At 44.6% G+C, this 19524-nt stretch carries 11 protein-coding genes; 9 read left to right on the forward strand and 2 right to left on the reverse strand.

Going from position 1 to position 19524, the window contains the following annotated elements; translation table 11 throughout:
* Positions 1 to 101: 101 nt before the first annotated feature.
* The 5 genes from AB4384_RS02240 to recD all read left to right on the forward strand — a co-directional run bounded on the left by AB4384_RS02240 (position 102) and on the right by recD (position 14333).
* Positions 102 to 1985 carry an MrcB family domain-containing protein gene (locus tag AB4384_RS02240; RefSeq protein ID WP_240700409.1) on the forward strand — a complete coding sequence of 628 codons (1884 nt, stop codon included), beginning with the start codon at positions 102 to 104 and terminating at the stop codon, positions 1983 to 1985.
* Between the two features lie 26 nt (positions 1986 to 2011).
* A complete protein-coding gene (locus AB4384_RS02245) occupies positions 2012 to 4357 on the forward strand; it encodes a DUF2357 domain-containing protein (protein WP_102394079.1) in 2346 nt (781 codons plus the stop codon).
* Positions 4358 to 4562: 205 nt separating this feature from the next.
* Complete coding sequence (recC, locus tag AB4384_RS02250; protein ID WP_372128800.1) at positions 4563 to 8039, forward strand: exodeoxyribonuclease V subunit gamma; 3477 nt, start codon at positions 4563 to 4565, stop codon at positions 8037 to 8039.
* Between the two features lie 409 nt (positions 8040 to 8448).
* Positions 8449 to 12123 (forward strand): exodeoxyribonuclease V subunit beta, encoded by a 3675-nt coding sequence (gene recB, locus AB4384_RS02255; RefSeq protein ID WP_372128801.1) that lies wholly within the window; start codon positions 8449 to 8451, stop codon positions 12121 to 12123.
* Complete coding sequence (recD, locus tag AB4384_RS02260) at positions 12123 to 14333, forward strand: exodeoxyribonuclease V subunit alpha (RefSeq protein ID WP_017059894.1); 2211 nt, start codon at positions 12123 to 12125, stop codon at positions 14331 to 14333. The genes recB and recD overlap by 1 nt, the downstream gene beginning before the upstream one ends.
* Before the next feature lie 81 nt (positions 14334 to 14414).
* On the opposite strand, the gene AB4384_RS02265 is transcribed toward recD, so the two are convergent.
* Both AB4384_RS02265 and argA read right to left on the reverse strand, forming a co-directional pair.
* Entirely contained in the window at positions 14415 to 14606 is a 192-nt protein-coding gene (locus AB4384_RS02265; protein WP_372103810.1) for a hypothetical protein, read from the reverse strand.
* A gap of 283 nt (positions 14607 to 14889) precedes the next feature.
* Positions 14890 to 16227, reverse strand: coding sequence for an amino-acid N-acetyltransferase (gene argA / locus AB4384_RS02270; RefSeq protein WP_017064194.1), 1338 nt, complete (start codon positions 16225 to 16227; stop codon positions 14890 to 14892).
* A gap of 161 nt (positions 16228 to 16388) precedes the next feature.
* On the opposite strand from argA, the gene AB4384_RS02275 reads away from it, so the two are divergent.
* The 4 genes from AB4384_RS02275 (at position 16389) to csdE (ending at position 19445) form a co-directional block, all read left to right on the forward strand.
* Positions 16389 to 16862: a DUF2850 domain-containing protein gene (locus tag AB4384_RS02275; protein WP_372128838.1), complete on the forward strand. Its 474-nt coding sequence runs from the start codon at positions 16389 to 16391 to the stop codon at positions 16860 to 16862.
* A gap of 81 nt (positions 16863 to 16943) precedes the next feature.
* Complete coding sequence (gene mltA / locus AB4384_RS02280) at positions 16944 to 18056, forward strand: murein transglycosylase A (protein WP_017059898.1); 1113 nt, start codon at positions 16944 to 16946, stop codon at positions 18054 to 18056.
* Between the two features lie 113 nt (positions 18057 to 18169).
* Positions 18170 to 18979, forward strand: a complete 810-nt coding sequence (tcdA, locus tag AB4384_RS02285) for a tRNA cyclic N6-threonylcarbamoyladenosine(37) synthase TcdA (RefSeq protein ID WP_372111444.1) — start codon at positions 18170 to 18172, stop codon at positions 18977 to 18979.
* A 37-nt stretch (positions 18980 to 19016) separates the two neighbouring features.
* Positions 19017 to 19445, forward strand: a complete 429-nt coding sequence (csdE, locus tag AB4384_RS02290) for a cysteine desulfurase sulfur acceptor subunit CsdE (RefSeq protein WP_372128802.1) — start codon at positions 19017 to 19019, stop codon at positions 19443 to 19445.
* Positions 19446 to 19524: the final 79 nt, after the last annotated feature.

A 19524-nucleotide genomic window follows, 5' to 3' on the forward strand; every position in this document is an offset into this window, starting at 1 on the left:
ATTAGTCTACTTTGTTTTTAATATCAATTAGATGGTTTGAAAAGTATAATTCAAAGAGTGTACATGAATTAATAGCTAAGATTTAATCGATAAGCTTCGAGTTGTCAAATGAAGGTGAATTTATGAAGTTAAGGGCTCTATTATCAGAAATAGCAAGTAACTGGGTGCAAGCAAAGACAGAGCCATTTTCTAGTCACCCTATTGCTAAGTTACTAAGGAAAGATCTAACTTCATGTTTAAAGGCTGAATTGGATCTTGATGAACGATTTCTGATGAAAGCGAGTGCCGGAGCCGGTAATTGGGCCGATGTCGCTTGGTTATCCATCCTCGACTCAAAAATTACAACTTCAACACAATCAGGTGTATATCCTGTTTATTTGTTTCGCTCAGATGGTTCTGGGGTTTACTTGTCGTTAGGTTTCGGAACCACAGAGTTAAAAAGCAAATATGGGACAACCTTAGCGAAGCAAAAAGCAAAAGAGATGCGAGATAGAATACGTACCTCAAACCAACAGCTTATGCAATGGGATCAGACAGTTGAGTTACGATCGAATACTACATTGGGTCAGTCTTATGAGTGGGCTTCTGCCGGTGCTAAGTTTTATCCGACAGACCAGATGCCAGATAATGATGCTTTAATATCTGACATCAAAGAGCTTTTAGAACTATATGCAGGTATTAATACACGTAATGAGCCTGTAGAACCTACAGTTTTCGTAGAGCGGCAATGCTTATCTAAACCATTCCTTCTTTTAGCCGGTATTTCAGGAACGGGTAAGACTCGCTTTGTTCGTAAACAAGTAGAAGCGACTGGCTCTCTAAATGAAACTTATTGCCTTACTTCCGTGCGTCCTGATTGGCATGAACCAAGCGACTTGTTGGGGTATGTCTCGCGCTTATCAAAAGATGGTCAAGCGGAATACATCACCACTGATGTGTTGCAGTTCATCGCAAAAGCTTGGCGTGGAATCTTTGATAGTGGTTTAAGTGTTCAGGTTCACTCTAATGAACAGCGTGGAGAACGTTTGGTGGTCACTGGTGGTAGTCAAACTCAACAAAAAGTACGATCTTATTGGCTCTGTTTGGATGAAATGAATCTTGCTCCAGTCGAGCAATACTTTGCAGATTATTTATCAGTACTAGAGACAAGAAGTTGGAGTTGGGACAACGACCAATTTACCTATTCTAGCGATCCATTGCTGAAGCCATTAGCGTTAGGGTTAGCTGATGAGAACGGTGATACAGATGAAGTTTACGATAGAAAGCTGCGTTCAAGCTTAGGCTTTGATGATGATAAATATGATGAACTATGGCAGTTGTTCTGTCAGTACGGTCTGGGGATTCCATTTAACTTGATTGTAGCCGGAACGGTTAATATGGATGAAACGACTCATGGTTTCTCTCGAAAAGTCATTGATCGTGCATTGAGTATCGATTTTGGAGAATTTTTTCCTAATGACATAGATGAATTTTTTGAAGCGAAGAAACAACCATTAACCTTAGGTTATCCAATATATAGCCAAGCTAAGCTGGATCTGTTCTCTCAAGTTGAGGCTGATTCTACTGCTGAGAAAACGAAAGAGTTCTTTTTGTCAGTAAATGCTGTATTAAAAGGTACCGCATTTGAATTGGCTTACCGCGCATTTAACGAGCTTTGCTTATCAGTCATTAGTTTTTCTCCTAAGGATGAAGATGAATTAGCGGCTGTTTTTGATGACTTTTTAATGTGTAAGATATTACCTCGTGTTGAAGGTGATGAAGATAAGTTGACGACGGAAGATGGCGGTGCACTATTAGAAAAGTTAGTAGAAGTTCTATCAAATCAAAGCACCTTAAAAGCTATTTGGGATGGTGAACGTGCAGATTTATTGCGTCAGAATATTGAAGATAAAGACACACCAATCAAGGTAAGCTGCCGCTCAAAGATTAAGCTTGAGTATATGCAGTCGAAGTTGCAGTCAGGCTTCACCTCATTTTGGCCATAATAATGGTGATAGGGTAGCAGTAAGAAATGGTGAAGAAAAAGCGTGTGACTATCAAAGCTAAACATGATGATTTTACGGTTTATGTTACATGTGATGATATTGATAGCCCTTTAAGTAAACTAGAGCACACTTACAGACAGCGTGATCAGATATTGCCTTCTGGTGATATTGTATTGATTAGTGTGGGGGGAGTAGCGGCTACATTTGATGATGAGGGTGCATCGTCTATCGCTACCCCTTTCTTTTTTGAAAATCGCCAGTATTGGTTTGATATTGAGTTTGAAAGGTCAGTAATTAAGAATACTGCAACAGTTAATCATAAGCATCGTCTAATCGAAGAAGCTTTTCATCTAACCCGAAATGGTGATGGGCTACAAGCTGCTATTAATTTTGGTAATGATGTCGGTAACTGCAGTTTTAATATTGAGTATCAAGTGGGAGATAAGCTTTGTAGTGCTGAAGTTAGCTTTAATATCTTCGCTACAAAGATGGTGATGGATCAAGACCTTCCTTTGATTAATCGTACCATTGATGATATTTATCCTCTTTGGCGCTATAGCTTAAGTAGCAAAACAAATCAGGGTGTGAGTCAATCACAGCGCAGTACTGAAAAGTTTGAACTGTTTTGGCTTGCTCAGTTTCAGCGTTTGGTTGAAGACCTGCAAAGTGGTGTAAAGCAAGTCATTAACTCCCCTCATAATCGACTGCAATCTTTTTCTAAGTATCAAAAGTTAGATCGGGTTAATAAACGATTGAACCCAAAGCAGGCGGAAAAATCTCAACATTTAATCCAAAGCGGAGTGGCGAACCCAAGACTCCCTATTAGCTTTAAAAAACTGCATATTGATACGCCTGAAAATCGTTTTATTAAAATGGTTATTAATAAAGTCGCTAATAATTTACATCATTTAATTTCTACTATTACCCGCACAGAAAAATCTCAATTGTCAGGCTCTTTTATTCAAAAGGTGCAAACGTGGCAGCATACGTTTAACAAAATGTGCAAGCATCAGCTTTGGCGTGAAGTTGGTACCTTCAAAGGGCAAGGTGGTGAGTCGAAGGTATTACAACAGGGCACTGGCTATGCAAAAGCTTATAAAGCATGGCAGCAGTTAAAATATTATTTAAATAATACTAAAAATCAGACGGATATGTCGGTTAAATCGGTCGCTGAGTTATACGAAATTTGGTGTTTTGTTGAAGTTATGGCTGTTATTAAAAGCCTTGGTTTTAAAGAGATAAAGCGAGAGTTAGCTAAGTTAAAACAAGTGCAGTTTGAAAAGCAATTTAGTAAAGATGGAATGGCTGCTGCATTTGAGTTTTCTCGTGATGATGGAGTGATTATCAAGTTAGCTCATGAACCGACCTTTTCACCTAAAGGAGAGAAAGAGCGCACTTGGACAGCAAATCAACGGCCTGATATCGTGCTGCAGGTTACACTAGAAAATCAAGAGTCCTTTCTCATTTTGTTTGATGCTAAATACCGAATCGATAACTATCAAATCAAAGCTCATAACAAGGGATTTGATGCTGTACCTGAAGATGCAATTAACCAGATGCACCGCTACCGTGATGCAATTATTCATCAGCAAAAATTAGAAAATGAAAACCCGATTAAGAGTCGACCAGTAATGGGCGCTTTTGCTTTATATCCAGGTTTTTGTGATCAAGTGAATACTCATAACCCTTACCAAGATGCTATCGAACAAATTGGCATTGGTGCGTTTGCTCTGCTACCAAGTGTTAACAATCAATTGGGTCATAACTTGTGGCTGAAAAACTACTTACAGCAAAAATTAGGAGCGAGTATTACAAGTCGCTCTAGGTTAAGTAACGACTACTATTTCATCGAAGATTCAGCTCGTATTGCACCTTATGGAAGCTGTAGTGCTCGTTATCAAGATCTGACGATGGTAGCTCCATTAAATGAAATCGGTCGTGATGATAGTTACTTGAATCTAGCTCGGAGTGGCAAGCTTAAGGGGTATCATACACAGCTATTAGCGACCAACCGCCAAAATGTGCACCGTAACATTGTTCGTGAAGTTCGTTATTTATTGATCACTGTTCGTAATAAGGTGACTGATAATAGTCAATTTTCAAAGTATCTATATCGTGTGGCTAATGTGAAGTTGCTACCACGAAGTAAAATAAGCCAACAGTTTACGGGTAAAGATAGTCAACAAGATGGCCTATACTGGTTTTTTGAGTTTACTGATGAGCCTATCATATTGAATACGCCAATAGAGAAGTCTTACCAAGAACACTTTAGGTTCAAGTTAACTAAAGCTGAATTATTGCATCAATTGCATCATTGGGATGACATAAAGGGCGATTATCAGCTTTATGCTGACCTAGACAAAACGTGGTAATTGACAATTACAGCTACTGATATTGGGTTTCTGTGCTTAAATAAAATCCAACTTAGCGGCATAACGGTAAGCAGTTAACAGGATTTAGCTTGAGCTACCAATAGATAGTAAGTTTTTGGCATTTCATAAGCTTATATTCCTAATCCAAACACGGCACTTATGCTAATCTGGCTTTATATTGTGGCAAGATTAGCGTGAGTGCACTTTGTTTACTGTTTACCATTCCAATAAAGTTGATACTTTAAAAATTCTTCTCGTTCACTTAATCAAAAGTGACCCTTTAGCCAATCCTTTCGAAAAAGAGCAGATCTTGGTTCAGAGCCCGGGTATGTCTCAATGGCTTAAGATGGAACTCGCCAAAGAGTTTGGCGTAGCAGCAAATATCGATTTCCCACTTCCAGCAACCTTCATTTGGGATATGTTTACCCAAGTGCTTCCTGATGTTCCTAAACGCAGTGCTTTTAACAAAGAAGCGATGACGTGGAAGCTGATGAGTTTGTTACCCGCGAAACTTGACCACCCTGATTTCTTACCCCTACAGCGCTATCTTGAAAACGACGAAGATGACTCTAAGTTGTATCAATTGGCAGAGAAAATTGCCGATATCTTCGATGGATACTTGGTGTATAGACCTGAGTGGATGGCGATGTGGGAAGCGGGAGAGCCCGTTACAGAATTGATAGATAGTGAAGGGCAGCAAGAGCACCCTTGGCAACCCATTTTGTGGAAGGCACTCTATGATCAAACTCTGTCTCAAGGCCAATCTAAATACCACCGTGGCAACTTGTATCACGACTTCATTGAAGCGCTAGCCAATCAACAAGGTCAGCTACAACACTTACCTAAGCGTCTGTTTGTGTTTGGTATCTCTTCGCTGCCTCCTCGTTATATGGACGCGTTGAAAGCACTTGGCGAGCAGATTGATGTCCACCTGATGTTTACCAACCCTTGCCAACATTATTGGGGCGATATTCGCGATCGTAAATACTTGGCAAGAGTGGCAGCGCAGCGTCGTAAGCAGTTTGCTTTGGTTGATGGTTTACCTCAGCTAGAAGGCGAAGTCTCACCATTAAAAGATGGCATTGAAGCCAATATTGAAGACGAACTGCATACCAGCCAAGCGGTCGGTAATAGCTTACTGGCGTCTATGGGTAAACTGGGCAGAGATAACCTGTTCTTGCTGTCTCAATCAGACAGCGAAGAGCATGAGTTCTTTATTGATGTCGAGAGAGACAGCCTGCTGCATCAACTGCAAGCCGATATTCTTGAGTTAGAAGAGCACCAAGACGATCACATCTTAGACTCCAGCAACCACAAACAAGTGGTTGAGCTGGGCGATCGTTCGTTGACGGTACACGCTTGTCACAGCCCAATGCGCGAGGTGGAGGTTCTCCATGACCAGTTGTTAGCGATGTTTGATGCTGATCCAAGCTTAAAACCACGCGATATCATTGTGATGGTGGCAGACATCAATGCTTACAGCCCTGCTATTCAGGCGGTATTTGGTAATGCTCCGGGTGAGCGTTATATCCCTTACTCGATCTCGGATAGAACTGCAGACCAAGAAAGCCCAATTCTGACCGCTTTCATGCAATTGGTCGCGCTACCGAACACGCGCTGTTTAGCCTCTGAGTTGCTAGAGCTGTTAGAAATTCCTGCGATGATGGCACGCTTTGGTATTGACGAGTTTCAATTCGAGCAAGCCAAGCAATGGGTTGAAGAGGCGGGCATTCGTTGGGGGGTTGATGCTTCAACTGCAACAGAATTTGATCTACCTGCGACTGAGCAAAATACCTGGCTATTTGGTATTCAGCGTATGTTACTGGGCTATGCGATGTCAGACTCTGCGGGCTTGTTTGAAACTGAACATTCTCCGATTGCGGCTTATAACGAAGTTCAGGGTATTAACGCCGAACTTGCGGGTAAGTTAGCGCACTTTATTGACCGTATCGCTCATTACCGCCAACGACTAACTGAAACCCAATCTATCGAGATGTGGCGTGAAACCTTGCTGCAAATGATTGATGATTTCTTTGTGGTTGAACTGGAAGGCGAGGTGGTGCTCAAATCGATTCGTGATGCACTTTCGCAACTGAACGAACAGCTTGATGATGCCTTGTACGAACAAGAACTGTCGCCAAGCATTATCTACCAGTACCTCAATAATAAGTTATCTGGCGCGCGCATTAGCCAGCGTTTCTTAGCTGGCCAAGTTAACTTTTGTACCTTGATGCCGATGCGTTCTATTCCGTTCAAAACCGTCTGTTTGTTAGGCATGAATGACGGTGTTTACCCACGCTCAATGCCGCCGGAAGGTTTTGATTTGATGAACGGACGCACTCGTCCGGGAGATCGTTCGCGTCGTGATGATGACCGCTACCTATTCTTAGAGGCGATGCTGTCAGCGCAAGAATGTTTGTACATCAGTTATGTTGGGCGTTCGATTCAAGATAATACCGAGCGAGTGCCGTCGGTGTTGGTATCTGAATTGATTGAGTATTGTCAGCAAAACTACTGCCTAAGTGAAGACCAAGCACTACCAAGTGATGATTCAGGCATTAAGTTGACTCAAGCGATCAGCTTTGAGCACACCATGACACCATTTAGCCCTGCAGCCTTTACCCAAGGTGATGCAAGCCATGTGCTGAGTTACGCCAAAGAATGGCTTCCTGCGGCTAACCGTTCTGGTGAACGCAGTGGTGAATTCAATCGTGCATTGGATGACTATTTGCTTGGTGCGAGCTATCCGTTAGAACTCGATTTGGTTGAGCTACAGCGTTTCTGGCGTTTGCCGGTGCAATACTTCTTTAATCGCCGTCTAAAAGTCGTGTTTGAGCCACCGCTTCCGGTAATGGAAGACGACGAGCCGTTCGTGCTTAATGGCTTAGAAAGCTTCCAGCTTAAAGATGCGCTGCTGCAAGTGTTGCTGGACCACCCAGAAGGCGCAGACGAAGCGGTGCGACTGTTTGTCTCTGAGCAAAAAGCCCAAGGTCGATTACCGGTCGGCGCCTTCGGTGACATCGAATTTGAAACCAACCGTGTTCAAGCGGAAGACTTAGCCAAAGAGATTAGATTTGTGAGCGGATCACCGCAGCAAGATCTCGAAGTGAATATCGAGTTTGACGTGTTAGGCGAAGGTAAGCCTGTTCGCTTGATGGGGTGGTTAACTCAAAACTATCAATCAGGTCTAGTGCGTTTCCGTAGCGGCAAAATACGCTCTCAAGATTACTTGGCTGCGTGGATTGATCATCTATCCTGCGCTGTTATGGGACACGGAAAAACGACCCATATTATTGGCTATGACAGAAAAGAGGGCGTGGTTCACCAAACGCTACAACCTATCGGCGATGCGCAGCAAGCGAAGAGTATATTAGCTGAGTTAGTACGACTGTTTTATCAAGGTATGACTGCACCATTGCCATACTTCCCGAAAACGGCATTAGCTGGTGTTGAAGCGGGCTTTAGCCGTGGTAAGTGGGTCGATGATGAAGAAAAGTCACTCAAGAAAATGGCCGATACTTTTAATGACAGCTTCGCTTTCACGGGCGAGGGTCGAGATACCTACATCTCGCGTATTTGGCCTAAGTGGGACGATGAGCTGGCGGCTGAGTCGCGTATGTATTCAACGCTTGTGCTACAGGCGGCAAGGTTGGCTGCTGCCGATCTGGAAGATCAGGAGTAGGTGGCTGTGATCGACAAGATCAATAGCGAGTGCGCTGAATTAATGAAAGACAAAAGAGAGTCGCTGGTAAGCGTTTGGTACGCTTGCTTTCAAGATGAAGGGAATCAAGGTGAATAGAAGCAAGGTACAGGAAATAAAGTGGCCGCCAGTAAATCATTATTAGTGTAGGGCGTTCGCTGTACGGCCACAGGTCAGAGGGACCATTATTCTGTGGTTCAAAGTAACGCCGTAAAGTACAAAACTCGTACGCGCTCCTGAACTCGTGGGCGCATAGTAGCGAGGCGATCCGAATTGATCCGTGAGAGAGATCGCACTAACTATTAACAAATCAGCGTAGGACGTAAATTGAATGACGTTTTCCACGCTAGGTCACATTTGTAACAACATATTTATCAGAAGGCAGTAAGGCATGACGACCACAAGCAGTGTTCAGGTAATTGCTCCACAGACACTCAATACCATGACGTTTCCACTTCATGGCGCGCGTTTAATTGAAGCATCAGCGGGTACAGGTAAAACATTTACCATCGCTGGCTTGTACTTACGCCTACTGCTCGGGCATGGCACGGCCGCTCCACAAGGTGATCTGACTGAAGCCACTCGACACCATGAGCCGCTAACCGTAGACCAAATTCTGGTGGTGACCTTTACTGAAGCAGCTACGGCTGAGCTGCGAGACCGTATCCGTGCGCGAATCCATGATGCTCGCATAGCGTTTGCTCGTGGGCAAAGTGATGACCCAGTGATTGCTCCTTTGCTACAAGAAATCGAAGACCACGCTGGCGCTGCGAAAACACTGCTCAATGCCGAAAGGCAAATGGACGAAGCCGCGGTATACACCATTCACGGCTTCTGTCAGCGTATGTTGACTCAAAATGCCTTCGAGTCTGGCAGCCGATTTGATAATGAGTTTGTGACTGATGAAAGCCATCTTAAAGCGCAAGTGGTAGCTGACTACTGGCGTAAGCAGTTTTACCCGCTGCCGATTCAACTGGCTGGTGAGGTTCGTAATATTTGGGGTTCACCGGCTGCATTGTTAGCAGACGTCAATCGTTATCTGACGGGTTCTCCATTGAAGCTAACCGTCGACGCGATGTCGGGTGATTTGCAAACTCTACACAATCAGAACCTAGACAAAGTGAAGCAGCTTAAAGCACTGTGGTGTGAGTCTGAAGCGGACTTTTTGGCTTTGATTTCAGGCTCGGATGTGAACAAGCGCAGCTACACCAAGAAGTCTTTGCCGACTTGGTTAGAAGCGGTGACTGCATGGGCACAAAGCGACACTCATGATTATCAATATCCAGACAAGTTAGAGAAGTTCTCCCAAGCCACTCTAATTGAAAAAACACCAAAAGGCACCGCGCCTCAGCACGCGGTGTTTGAGGCGATTGACGACTTCTTAAATAACCCAGCTGATTTGAAAGCTCCGTTATTGGCGCATGCGATTACTCATTGTCGAACTATGCTAGCCAAGGCAAAACAGCAGAAGCAGTGGTTATCATTTGATGATCTACTGACTCAGTTATCTGCGTCGATCGATGTCGATGAGCAGTCATTGCTGGTGGAAAGAATCCGTACCTTATACCCGGTAGCGATGATCGATGAGTTCCAAGATACCGATCCGCTACAATACAGTATTTTTAGCCGAATCTACCTCGATAATCCGCAGTGTGGTCTGTTTATGATCGGTGACCCGAAGCAGGCTATCTATGGTTTCCGTGGCGCGGATATCTTTACTTACATTAAGGCAAGAAACCAAGTTAGTGCTCACTATACGTTAGGGACTAACTGGCGTTCGAGTGCAGATATGGTCAGCGCAGTAAACCAAGTGTTTATGAATTCGGATAGCCCGTTTATCTACGATCAAGACATTCCATTTTTGCCCGTTGCTGCAAGTCCATCTGCTGACAAACGCCAATGGGTAATGAATGGTCAGACTCAACACGCACTGACCTTTTGGCTGCAAGAGGCTGAAGATAAGCCATTGCCGAAAGGTGAATATCACAAGGCAATGGCAGAAGCGACAGCGAGTCAAATTCAAACCATTCTGACCGCTTCTCAAAATCAACAAGCCTATTTTGATAACGGCAAAAAACAGCATGCCGTGAATGCGGGTGATATTGCTGTCTTGGTTCGAACCGGTAGTGAAGGTCGTCTGATTAAGAACGCGTTGTCGGAACAAGGCATTGCGAGCGTGTATTTATCCAACCGAGACAGTGTGTTCACCAGCTTGGTCGCACAAGATATTCAACGTTTGTTGCAGGCGGTGCTGACACCTGAAAATGACCGAGCATTACGCGCCAGTTTAGCGTCGGAGTTGTTTGCTCTGGATGCCGCATCATTGGATGAACTCAACAACGATGAAGTGGTGTGGGAAAACGTCGTTAACGAGTTTAGAGAATATCGTAAGTTGTGGCTTCAGCGCGGCGTGTTGCCAATGCTTCGCAGCGTGATCAGTAAACGACATCTCGCGGAACGCTTACTGGAAGAAGAAAATGGTGAGCGCTCACTCACTGATTTAATGCACATTGGCGAATTGTTGCAACAAGCAAGACAAGAACTCGACAGTGACTATGGCTTGTTGCGTTGGCTGGCTGAAGCAATCTCAGATGCACAAAATGGTTTAGGTGGCAGTGACGACGACATTCAACGCCTTGAATCAGAAAGAAACTTGGTTCAAATCGTTACCATTCATAAATCGAAAGGCTTGGAATATGACTTAGTATTTTTGCCGTTCGTTGCAAGCTATCGTGAAGCGAGTGAAGGTAAGTTCTACGACCATGACTCAGATACCACGGTACTTGATATTACGGGTAGCGACAGTGCCTTAGCTCAAGCCGACAAAGAGCGATTGGCGGAAGACTTACGTTTGATTTACGTGGCGCTGACTCGTGCTGTTTATGGATGTTTTATTGGCATGGCACCACTGCGTAAAGGGCGTTCAACCAAAGAGCCGACCGGCGTTCACTTGAGTGCCATGGGCTACTTGGTTCAAAACGGACAAGAGCAAGGCATCGCCGAGTTACATCAAGCTCTGTCAGCGATTGAGGGTAAGAATTCAAGCGTATTGCTGTCTGAAACACCAACCGCTCACGAGCAAGTGTTTGTACAAACCGAGCAAGTGAGCGAAGACTTACATGCGAGCGAACTCAAGGCTTCAATCGACCGGGCTTGGCGTATCACCAGTTACTCGGGGCTTGTAAAGCAAGGCAGTCACGGTGCGAGTCATGACGCGACCATTGAGGTGTCTGGCTTTGATATTGATTCGGCTGATGAGCAGGATGAGTCTGAGTTGATTGAGCCTGAACGCTCTATCTTTACGTTCCCTCGTGGTGCTCGCCCAGGTACTTTCTTACACACCTTGTTTGAGGAGGTTGAATTTACCGAGCCAGCAACCAGTGAACATAACACGCAAGTAATCACTCACTTATTAGAATCAGAGCAATATGAATTAGAGTGGCTACCTGTGCTTCAGCAACTGGTCGATACAGTGCTGAACACCGCATTAGACGGCAAGAACTTAAAGCTAAGCGAGAAAGACTCGACGCAACGTTTAGTTGAGATGGAATTCTTACTGCCGATCGAAGTATTGGCTGCATCTGAACTGAATCAAACCATTCAATATCACGATCCATTGTCAGCCAAAGCGGGCGATCTAGGTTTCCAAACCGTGCAAGGTATGTTGAAAGGCTTCATCGATTTGGTGTTTGAGCACCAAGGTAAATACTATGTACTCGACTGGAAATCGAATCACTTAGGAGATGATGTTGCTGTCTACCATGGCGAGGCATTGAAATCGGCGATGGCCGACCATCGCTATGATTTGCAATATCAAATCTATGCATTGGCGTTGCACCGTTTCTTACGCAGCCGCGTTGCCAATTACAGCTACGAACAACATTTTGGTGGCGTGTACTACTTGTTCTTACGAGGAATGGACGGCCAATCTCAGCAAGGTATTTTCTCGGCGAAACCAACACTGGCTTTACTTGATGAAATGGATCAATTGATTGACGGTAAAGTGATAGACAGACGTTCGGCACAATTGAATGACGATGAAACTGGACAGATGGGGCTTTTATAATGACAACAACGACCACTAATACCGGCATAGATACTGCGAACACAGCAAAGCCAGTTTCACTTATTCCTGAGCAACTGATGGATGTACTCCAGTTTCTTGCGGATAAGGGTTCTATTCGTCAGTTGGATTATCAATTTGCCCGTTTTCTTGCTCAGCAAGCCACGAGCTACCCTCAAGAGATCGGCTTTCTCGCGGGGGTAGTGAGCCATGAATTAGGCAAAGGACACATTTGTACTCAGCTTATACAGCAGCATACGACAGGCCCTGAACTAGCGGCAGATCTTGCTCAGTTACTTGGGTTATACGGTGAAACTGCACTGCAATTGAACCAAAAACTGTTGGGTATTGATTGGGTGGCTGTGCTTCAATCATCAAACTTAGTGGGAACGACCAACGATTGTGTTAAGCCTCTAATGTTCGATGGGCAGCGTGTCTATTTACAGCGTTATTGGAACTACGAAGTTGTGTTGGCTGAGACCTTAAACCGTTTAAGTAAGCCGGTAGAGTTCAATACTGAGCAGAAAAAAGCGCTGACTGAAACGCTCAATCTGCTTTTTGCACGTAGCTATCATTTTCTGTTTAACGCCTTAGCCAAGGCTGAAGCAAGCCAACAAACGTCTCAGGTATTACGCCAACAATTGGTGTGTGACCATCTTGATATTGTGAATGAGCAGGCTTTAGATTGGGGATCAATCGACCAAGCGATTGTTCAAGCCAAGCAAGTGACAGATTTAGATGCGCTGGATAGCCTCGTGCCGTTATCTGTCTGTTTGAACTGGCAAAAGGTCGCGGCAGCGGTAGCGTTGAGTCGTCGTTTTGCGGTGATTTCTGGTGGGCCGGGTACTGGTAAAACAACCACGGTAACCAAATTACTGTCGGCGATGGTCGAGCAATCTCTCAGCCAAGGTAAAACACCAACGATTAAGCTAGTGGCACCAACGGGTAAAGCGGCGGCGCGTTTAACCGAGTCGATCGGTAAAGCAATTGAACAGCTGCCATTAGCGCCTGAAGTGAAAGCCAACATACCGACCGAATCGAGCACCTTACACAGATTACTCGGCGCGATTCCTAACCGTGCTGAGTTTAGGCATAACCGACGCAATCCACTCCACCTTGATATCTTGGTAGTGGATGAAGCTTCAATGGTTGATCTGTCGATGATGTATAAGCTGGTGGATGCACTTCCTGAGCACGCAAGGCTCATCTTATTGGGTGATAAAGACCAACTCGCTTCAGTAGAGGCAGGTGCTGTGCTCGGTGATATCTGTTCATTCAACTCTGCAGGGTACAGCACAGCGCAAGGCAATTTGATTGCAGAGATGACAGGTTTTGATGCGATAGCTAAACCAAGACAAGACAAAGCTGGAGCGGTGAATCCGCCTGCGATTGCGGATAGCTTGTGTATGCTGCAGAAGAGTTATCGTTTCGATGCGCGCTCCGGTATCGGTCAGCTGGCAAAAGCAATCAATAATGGTTCTGCGAATCAAGTAGACCAAGTGTTTGCCAAAGGTTTTGGCGATATCGAAAACCACCCTCTGTCGAGTGACAGCTATAACCTGATGCTGCGTACTTTGGTTAACGAGTATGGTGCGTACCTCAATAGAATGAATGTGCCGTTGGAAGAGTTAGAAACTCAAGAAGCGAGAGCGAAATCGGTACTCGATTTGTTCAGCCAATGCCGACTGTTGTGTTCCATTCGTGAAGGGGATTTTGGTGTTAAAGGCCTCAACCACAGAATTGAAAGAGCACTGGCCGCAAGGCGTTTGGTGAGCCCTCATAATGATGAGCTGTGGTATCACGGACGTCCTGTTATGGTGACGCGAAATGATCATGGCTTGGGTTTGTACAATGGTGATATTGGTATCTGTATGCTTGAGGCGGGTTCTAGTCAACCTGACTTAACCCCTCGTTTGAAGGTCTATTTTGAGTTGCCCGATGGCAGCGTAAAAGCTGTGCTACCAAGCCGAGTGCCCGATCATGAAACGGCTTATGCAATGACAATACACAAATCTCAGGGTAGTGAATTTGATCTGACCTTAATGATCTTGCCGCCAGATTTCAGCCCTATTTTAACGCGGGAGCTTATCTATACAGGTATTACACGTGCGAAGAAACGACTGATGATGTTCAGCGATACAAATGTGTTGAAGCGTGGGATTAAGGTGAAAACAGAGCGAGTGAGTGGTTTAGGCAGTCGCTTAACGAATTAGTCGTTATGGACGGCTAGAGAAGGTTTTGAACTTAGGGCTAGATAAACACAAAGCAACCATCCTTGGTTGCTTTGAGCGTTATTAGGAATGAGAGCCTAAAAACGCTCGAGTAAACGATATGTGGTTTATCTTGTACTTTGCTTGGCAATTCAAAATAAACTCTTTTAGATTCTCGCTAACAGGGAACACGCAGTGTACGTCTAGCCCTTCTAAGAATTGGTTATCAGCCATATCCCAAAAACTTTGCAGCGAGTTACAAACAATGGTTCTCATATCAATATTGCTCTTTTTGCTGTTTATATTAACGAGCAGAGCTAATGTTAGCGTGCTGGCCGTCAACGGGTATAGCAATCCGTGCAGTGACCACCTCAATGAGTTCGACATGACTATCGAGATGGCAATTCCAATAAAAACATTTGTTAAGATTATTAAAGCGTTTAAATTCTATACAATTATACGTGTGAGTGAAAGTGCATAGTTAATAAATCTCATATAGAAAACGATTACATTTGCAATTATTTTTCCTTTGAAGTGAGATTTTAGTCCAAAACTTTATTTACACATTTAACGCTAAGATTTTTGAGTTACGTTGATAGTTGTACAGCCCCTGTTTTTCCATCGGTAGCTCATCAACTCCGATCTCGTAAAACCCTTGTTCACGGAACCAATGCAGGCTATGTGTGGTTAAAACGAAAATTTGGTCGATATCACGAGACTTCGATTGATGACGCATGTAGTCCAGTAATATTTGCCCGCGGTTGCCATCACGATAATCAGGATGAATCGCCACACACGCCATCTCTGCCATGTGATCTTCCGGATACGCATATAGTGCAGCGCAACCAATAATCAGTCCGTCTTTTTCGATAATCGTAAAGCGGTGAATCTCTTGTTCCAATTGTTCTCTTGAGCGACGAACGAGAATGCCTTGTTCTTCCAAAGGACGAATAAGGTCAAATATGCCACCAATATCGTCAATCTGAGCTTGTCTTACTTGCTCGGCACTAGCCATGACCACTTGGGTTCCAATACCGTCAAAAGAGAACAACTCTTGGATTAATGCGCCATCTACCTTGTAGCTGATTAGATGACAACGAGGCACACCAGCTCGACAAGCGGAGATCGCTCCTTTCAAGAAGCGCAGTGTTCCTGTGCTCATGTCTTCGGCAGGATTTTGAGATTCCGTTAATCGTTCTAGAATTTGCTTGGCATCTTTAGGGAAGAGTTCGGCGAGCACGTTACCGCGTTCATCTGTTACCCCTTGTTCGGAGCAGAAGCCAATCAGCTTGTCGGCCTTTAGACGAATAGCAACTTGGGTAGCGACCTCTTCAGAAAGTAGGTTAAAGCTTTCGCCTGTCACGGAGCTGGCAATAGGGCCAAGCAGTACAATTGAACCTTGGTCAAGCGTGCGATTGATCCCTTCGATATCGATTCGACGAATACGCCCGCTGTGGCAATAATCCGTACCGTCATCCACGCCAAGCGGTTGAGCCGTAATGAAGTTACCACTCATAACATTGAGTTGAGTGCCTGCCATCGGCGTGTTGTTTAAGCTCATTGAGAGGCGTGCGGTGATGGCAAGTTGAAGCTGTCCAGCAGCCTGCATAGCGACGCCCAAAGAATATTCATCAGTGACTCTAATATTCTTGTGATAAGGCGTATGGCAATCTTGCTTGGCAAGCAATTGGTTGATCTGCGGTCTTGCCCCGTGAACGAGAACAATCTTTACTCCAAGGCTGTGGAGCAAGGCTATATCACTAATAATGTTACCAAAGTTCCTGTCGGCAACGGCTTCGCCTCCCAGCATAATGACCATGGTTTTGCCACGGTGAGCATTTACGTAAGGGGTTGATTGTCTGAAACCTTTTACTAGCGCTGTACTTCTTAATTTCACAGAACAAGTCCATTTTGTTTATTTATTCGATAATTTAGCATTTAAATTCAAATGTAAACAACACCTTTTTGGAATAAAGCGCAAACTATTCTTATCTAGGCTTCAATATATAAACTGCCTCAGTGTAGAATGCGCATAGCATCCTTATGAGTAGTCACCGAATGCAACAAGCTCCAGCAACAAAGAACAAAATCGATGAGATAACCAAAGGTCTCTACAGCGAAGCTGATCAGCGCAATCAATCTAAGTTGAAGCGTAAGATCATTGAACGCTGTTTAATGGTTCTAGCCTTAGTGGGTTCGTTTGCGGTGGTTTCTTTGTTCGGCGATGTGCTTTCCCGAGTGCAAAATGCGGCGACGCCCGACAATCTGATATACGGCACTTGGATAGAGCAAGATGTTGCACATTATGCGACCGATGAGTTTGTTCTGAATGCTAATGGTGTGTCAGTTCGTGGGTCTGTTGTTTCGACGAGCTTTGACTTTGACGGTAGCTACTTTGAATATAAGGCGGGTGATAAAACCTATCGCTTCCGCATGACCAATTCTGACAATACAGAAATGGTGCTCGATTCTGACAGTCACTACAATCCCATCTTCCGCCTTAAAGGCCATATCGATAACTCCGTCCGATAGGTTATCTTCTTGTAAACTCTTACAATCTACGATTGTGTTATCTGACTGTTTTTGTCATCCTCGATGCATAGAATTTTTAGGATGACTCTTGTGATTAAAAAATGGCTTCCCCTAGTCGCTGCCTCTTTGCTATTTGGCTGTGCTCAACCCACTGATCTTGCTCAACAACACCTTGATGACGAATTTCCTCGTACCTTGAATAAGGTCGATCAGGTTGAATCCAATAAACCAAGAGACTACACCGCATTTGCAGAACAAGCTGAGATGGTGGTTTCTAAATCCCCTTCGATGGCTAAAATCTATGAGCCGCTTTATCAACAACTCAATGAGTGGGCGATGCTGAGTGGAGATCCAAGCGAGCTAGCGAATTTTGGCGTTCAAACCGCTCAACTAGGTGGTGGTGATAAACAAGGCAATGTTTTGTTCACGGGCTACTTTTCTCCTGTGATGGAGCTGCGCCACGAAGCGAATGAAGAATATCGTTACCCTGTTTACGGGCTTCCTGAGTGTGGCAAAGAGTGTCCAACACGCGAAGAGATTTACAACGGCGCATTAGAAGGTCAAGGCCTTGAGTTAGGTTATTCAGCAAACCGCATCGACCCATTTATGATGGAAGTGCAGGGCAGTGGATTTGTGCACTTCGGTGATGATGACACGCTGCAGTATTTCGCCTACGCGGGTAAGAATAATAAAGCTTATGTGAGCATTGGCCGTGTTCTGATTGAACGAGGCTTAGTTCCACGCGAAAAAATGTCGCTAAAAGCAATCAAAGAGTGGGTATTGGCAAACGATCCTGAAGTGGTCAAAGAGTTGCTTGAGCAAAATCCATCTTTCGTGTTTTTTGAAGCGAGAGACGACTTGTCAGTAATGGGTAGTGCTGGGATTCCTCTATTACCAATGGCTGCAGTAGCTGGCGATCGCTCTATCTTGCCTATGGGAACTCCAATTCTGGCTGAGGTTCCTTTATTGAATGCGGATGGTACTTGGAGCGGTGCACACCAATTAAGACTGTTACTGGTTTTGGATACGGGCGGCGCGGTTAAGCAAAACCATTTGGACCTTTACCACGGCATGGGCCCTCGAGCGGGTACTGAAGCGGGTCATTACAAGCATTTTGGTCGTGTGTGGAAGCTCGGCTTAGATGGTAGCGCAACTGAAGCGCCTTGGGCTTTGCCTCCTGAAAAGGTAGAGTAAGCGACAATAAAATGGGGCATTGAAAGCGAATCGCTAATCCCCTAGACTTTTTATTCAAGAGTGCGTATAAAACGCACTCTTTTCTTTTTCTCAGAAATAAATTGGCGGCAACAATGCGTGAATTGACCACTCCAGCTTCAGAAAACTATGACCAACGATTTGGTGGCACTCGTCGCCTGTATGGCAATAGTGAAGTCGACATACTTAGAGGAGCACATGTGTGTGTGGTCGGTATTGGCGGTGTAGGTTCATGGGCGGTTGAAGCGCTTGCTCGTACCGGTTTAGGTGAGCTGACGTTGATCGATATGGATGATGTGTGTGTGACCAATATCAACCGTCAGATCCACGCAATGTCGGGCACCGTCGGTAAGAGCAAAATCGAAGTGATGGCAGAGCGCGTTAAGCTGATTAACCCTGAGTGTAAAGTTAACCTGATTGACGACTTCATCGGCCCAGACAATCAGGCTGAATACCTGTCGAAAGAGTTCGACTTTGTATTAGATGCGATTGACAGTATGAAAGCTAAGGCTTCACTGTTGGCATATTGTCGTAGCAACAAAATTAAGGTGATCACCACGGGTGGTGCGGGTGGTCAAATCGATCCCACTCAAATCAAAGTGGCTGATCTGACTAAGACGATTCAAGATCCGCTAGCGAAGAAGCTAAAAGATACCCTTCGTCGTCATCATAACTTCCCTAAGAATCCAGCACGTAAGTTTGGTATCGATTGTGTGTTCTCAACTGAACAGCTGAAATACCCTCAAGCTGACGGCAGTGTATGTGCTGCGAAAGCGACAGCAGAAGGTCCAAAACGTATGGATTGTGCGACGGGTTTTGGTGCGGCAACAGTTGTAACGGCGACGTTTGGTTTTGTAGCTGTTTCGCGTATCGTTGAAAAGCTGATTCAAAAGCACGCTAAGTAACGTCTTTTACTCAATTAACAATCGACTGGATATTAAAATGACCACATTCCCAAGCTCTCCATTCGGCACTGAAATTACCAGTGATGATATCGTCGCGAAGATGCAGACATTCAGCGGCTGGGAAGACCGTTATCGCCAAGTGATTCAATGGGGTAAGAAACTGCCAACGATGCCTGATGAACTGAAGAGTGAGCAGGTTGTTGTCTCTGGTTGTGAAAGCCAAGTCTGGCTAGTTTCTCAGAACATCGACGGTGTTTGGTACTTTTGTGCTGATTCTGATGCTCGTATCGTTCGCGGCCTTATCGCATTAGTGATGTCTGCTTTTGATGGAAAAACATCAGCACAGATACAATCGTTCGATATTGATAGTTATTTTGAAAACATCGGTCTAATTACTCATCTAAGCCCATCTCGCGGTAATGGATTAAAAGCGATTGTTGCTCAAATCCAAGAGCTAAGTGCTTAATATCTCTTAGATACACAGAAACAAAAAGGGTTGACGCCAAACGCCAACCCTAAATAATTTCGCTACTCGCTACTCGCTA

The sequence above is a fragment of the Vibrio sp. 10N.261.51.A4 genome, from assembly GCF_041471945.1.
GTDB lineage: Bacteria > Pseudomonadota > Gammaproteobacteria > Enterobacterales > Vibrionaceae > Vibrio > Vibrio crassostreae_C.

Excerpts from the sequence above, each read along its gene's own strand:
- AB4384_RS02245 (WP_102394079.1), top strand. The coding sequence starts at position 2,012 with ATGGTGAAGAAAAAGCGTGTGACTATCAAAGCTAAACATGATGATTTT.
- recB (WP_372128801.1), top strand. The coding sequence starts at position 8,449 with ATGACGACCACAAGCAGTGTTCAGGTAATTGCTCCACAGACACTCAAT.
- recD (WP_017059894.1), top strand. The coding sequence starts at position 12,123 with ATGACAACAACGACCACTAATACCGGCATAGATACTGCGAACACAGCA.
- AB4384_RS02265 (WP_372103810.1), bottom strand. The coding sequence starts at position 14,606 with ATGAGAACCATTGTTTGTAACTCGCTGCAAAGTTTTTGGGATATGGCT.
- AB4384_RS02275 (WP_372128838.1), top strand. The coding sequence starts at position 16,389 with ATGCAACAAGCTCCAGCAACAAAGAACAAAATCGATGAGATAACCAAA.
- mltA (WP_017059898.1), top strand. The coding sequence starts at position 16,944 with ATGACTCTTGTGATTAAAAAATGGCTTCCCCTAGTCGCTGCCTCTTTG.
- tcdA (WP_372111444.1), top strand. The coding sequence starts at position 18,170 with ATGCGTGAATTGACCACTCCAGCTTCAGAAAACTATGACCAACGATTT.
- csdE (WP_372128802.1), top strand. The coding sequence starts at position 19,017 with ATGACCACATTCCCAAGCTCTCCATTCGGCACTGAAATTACCAGTGAT.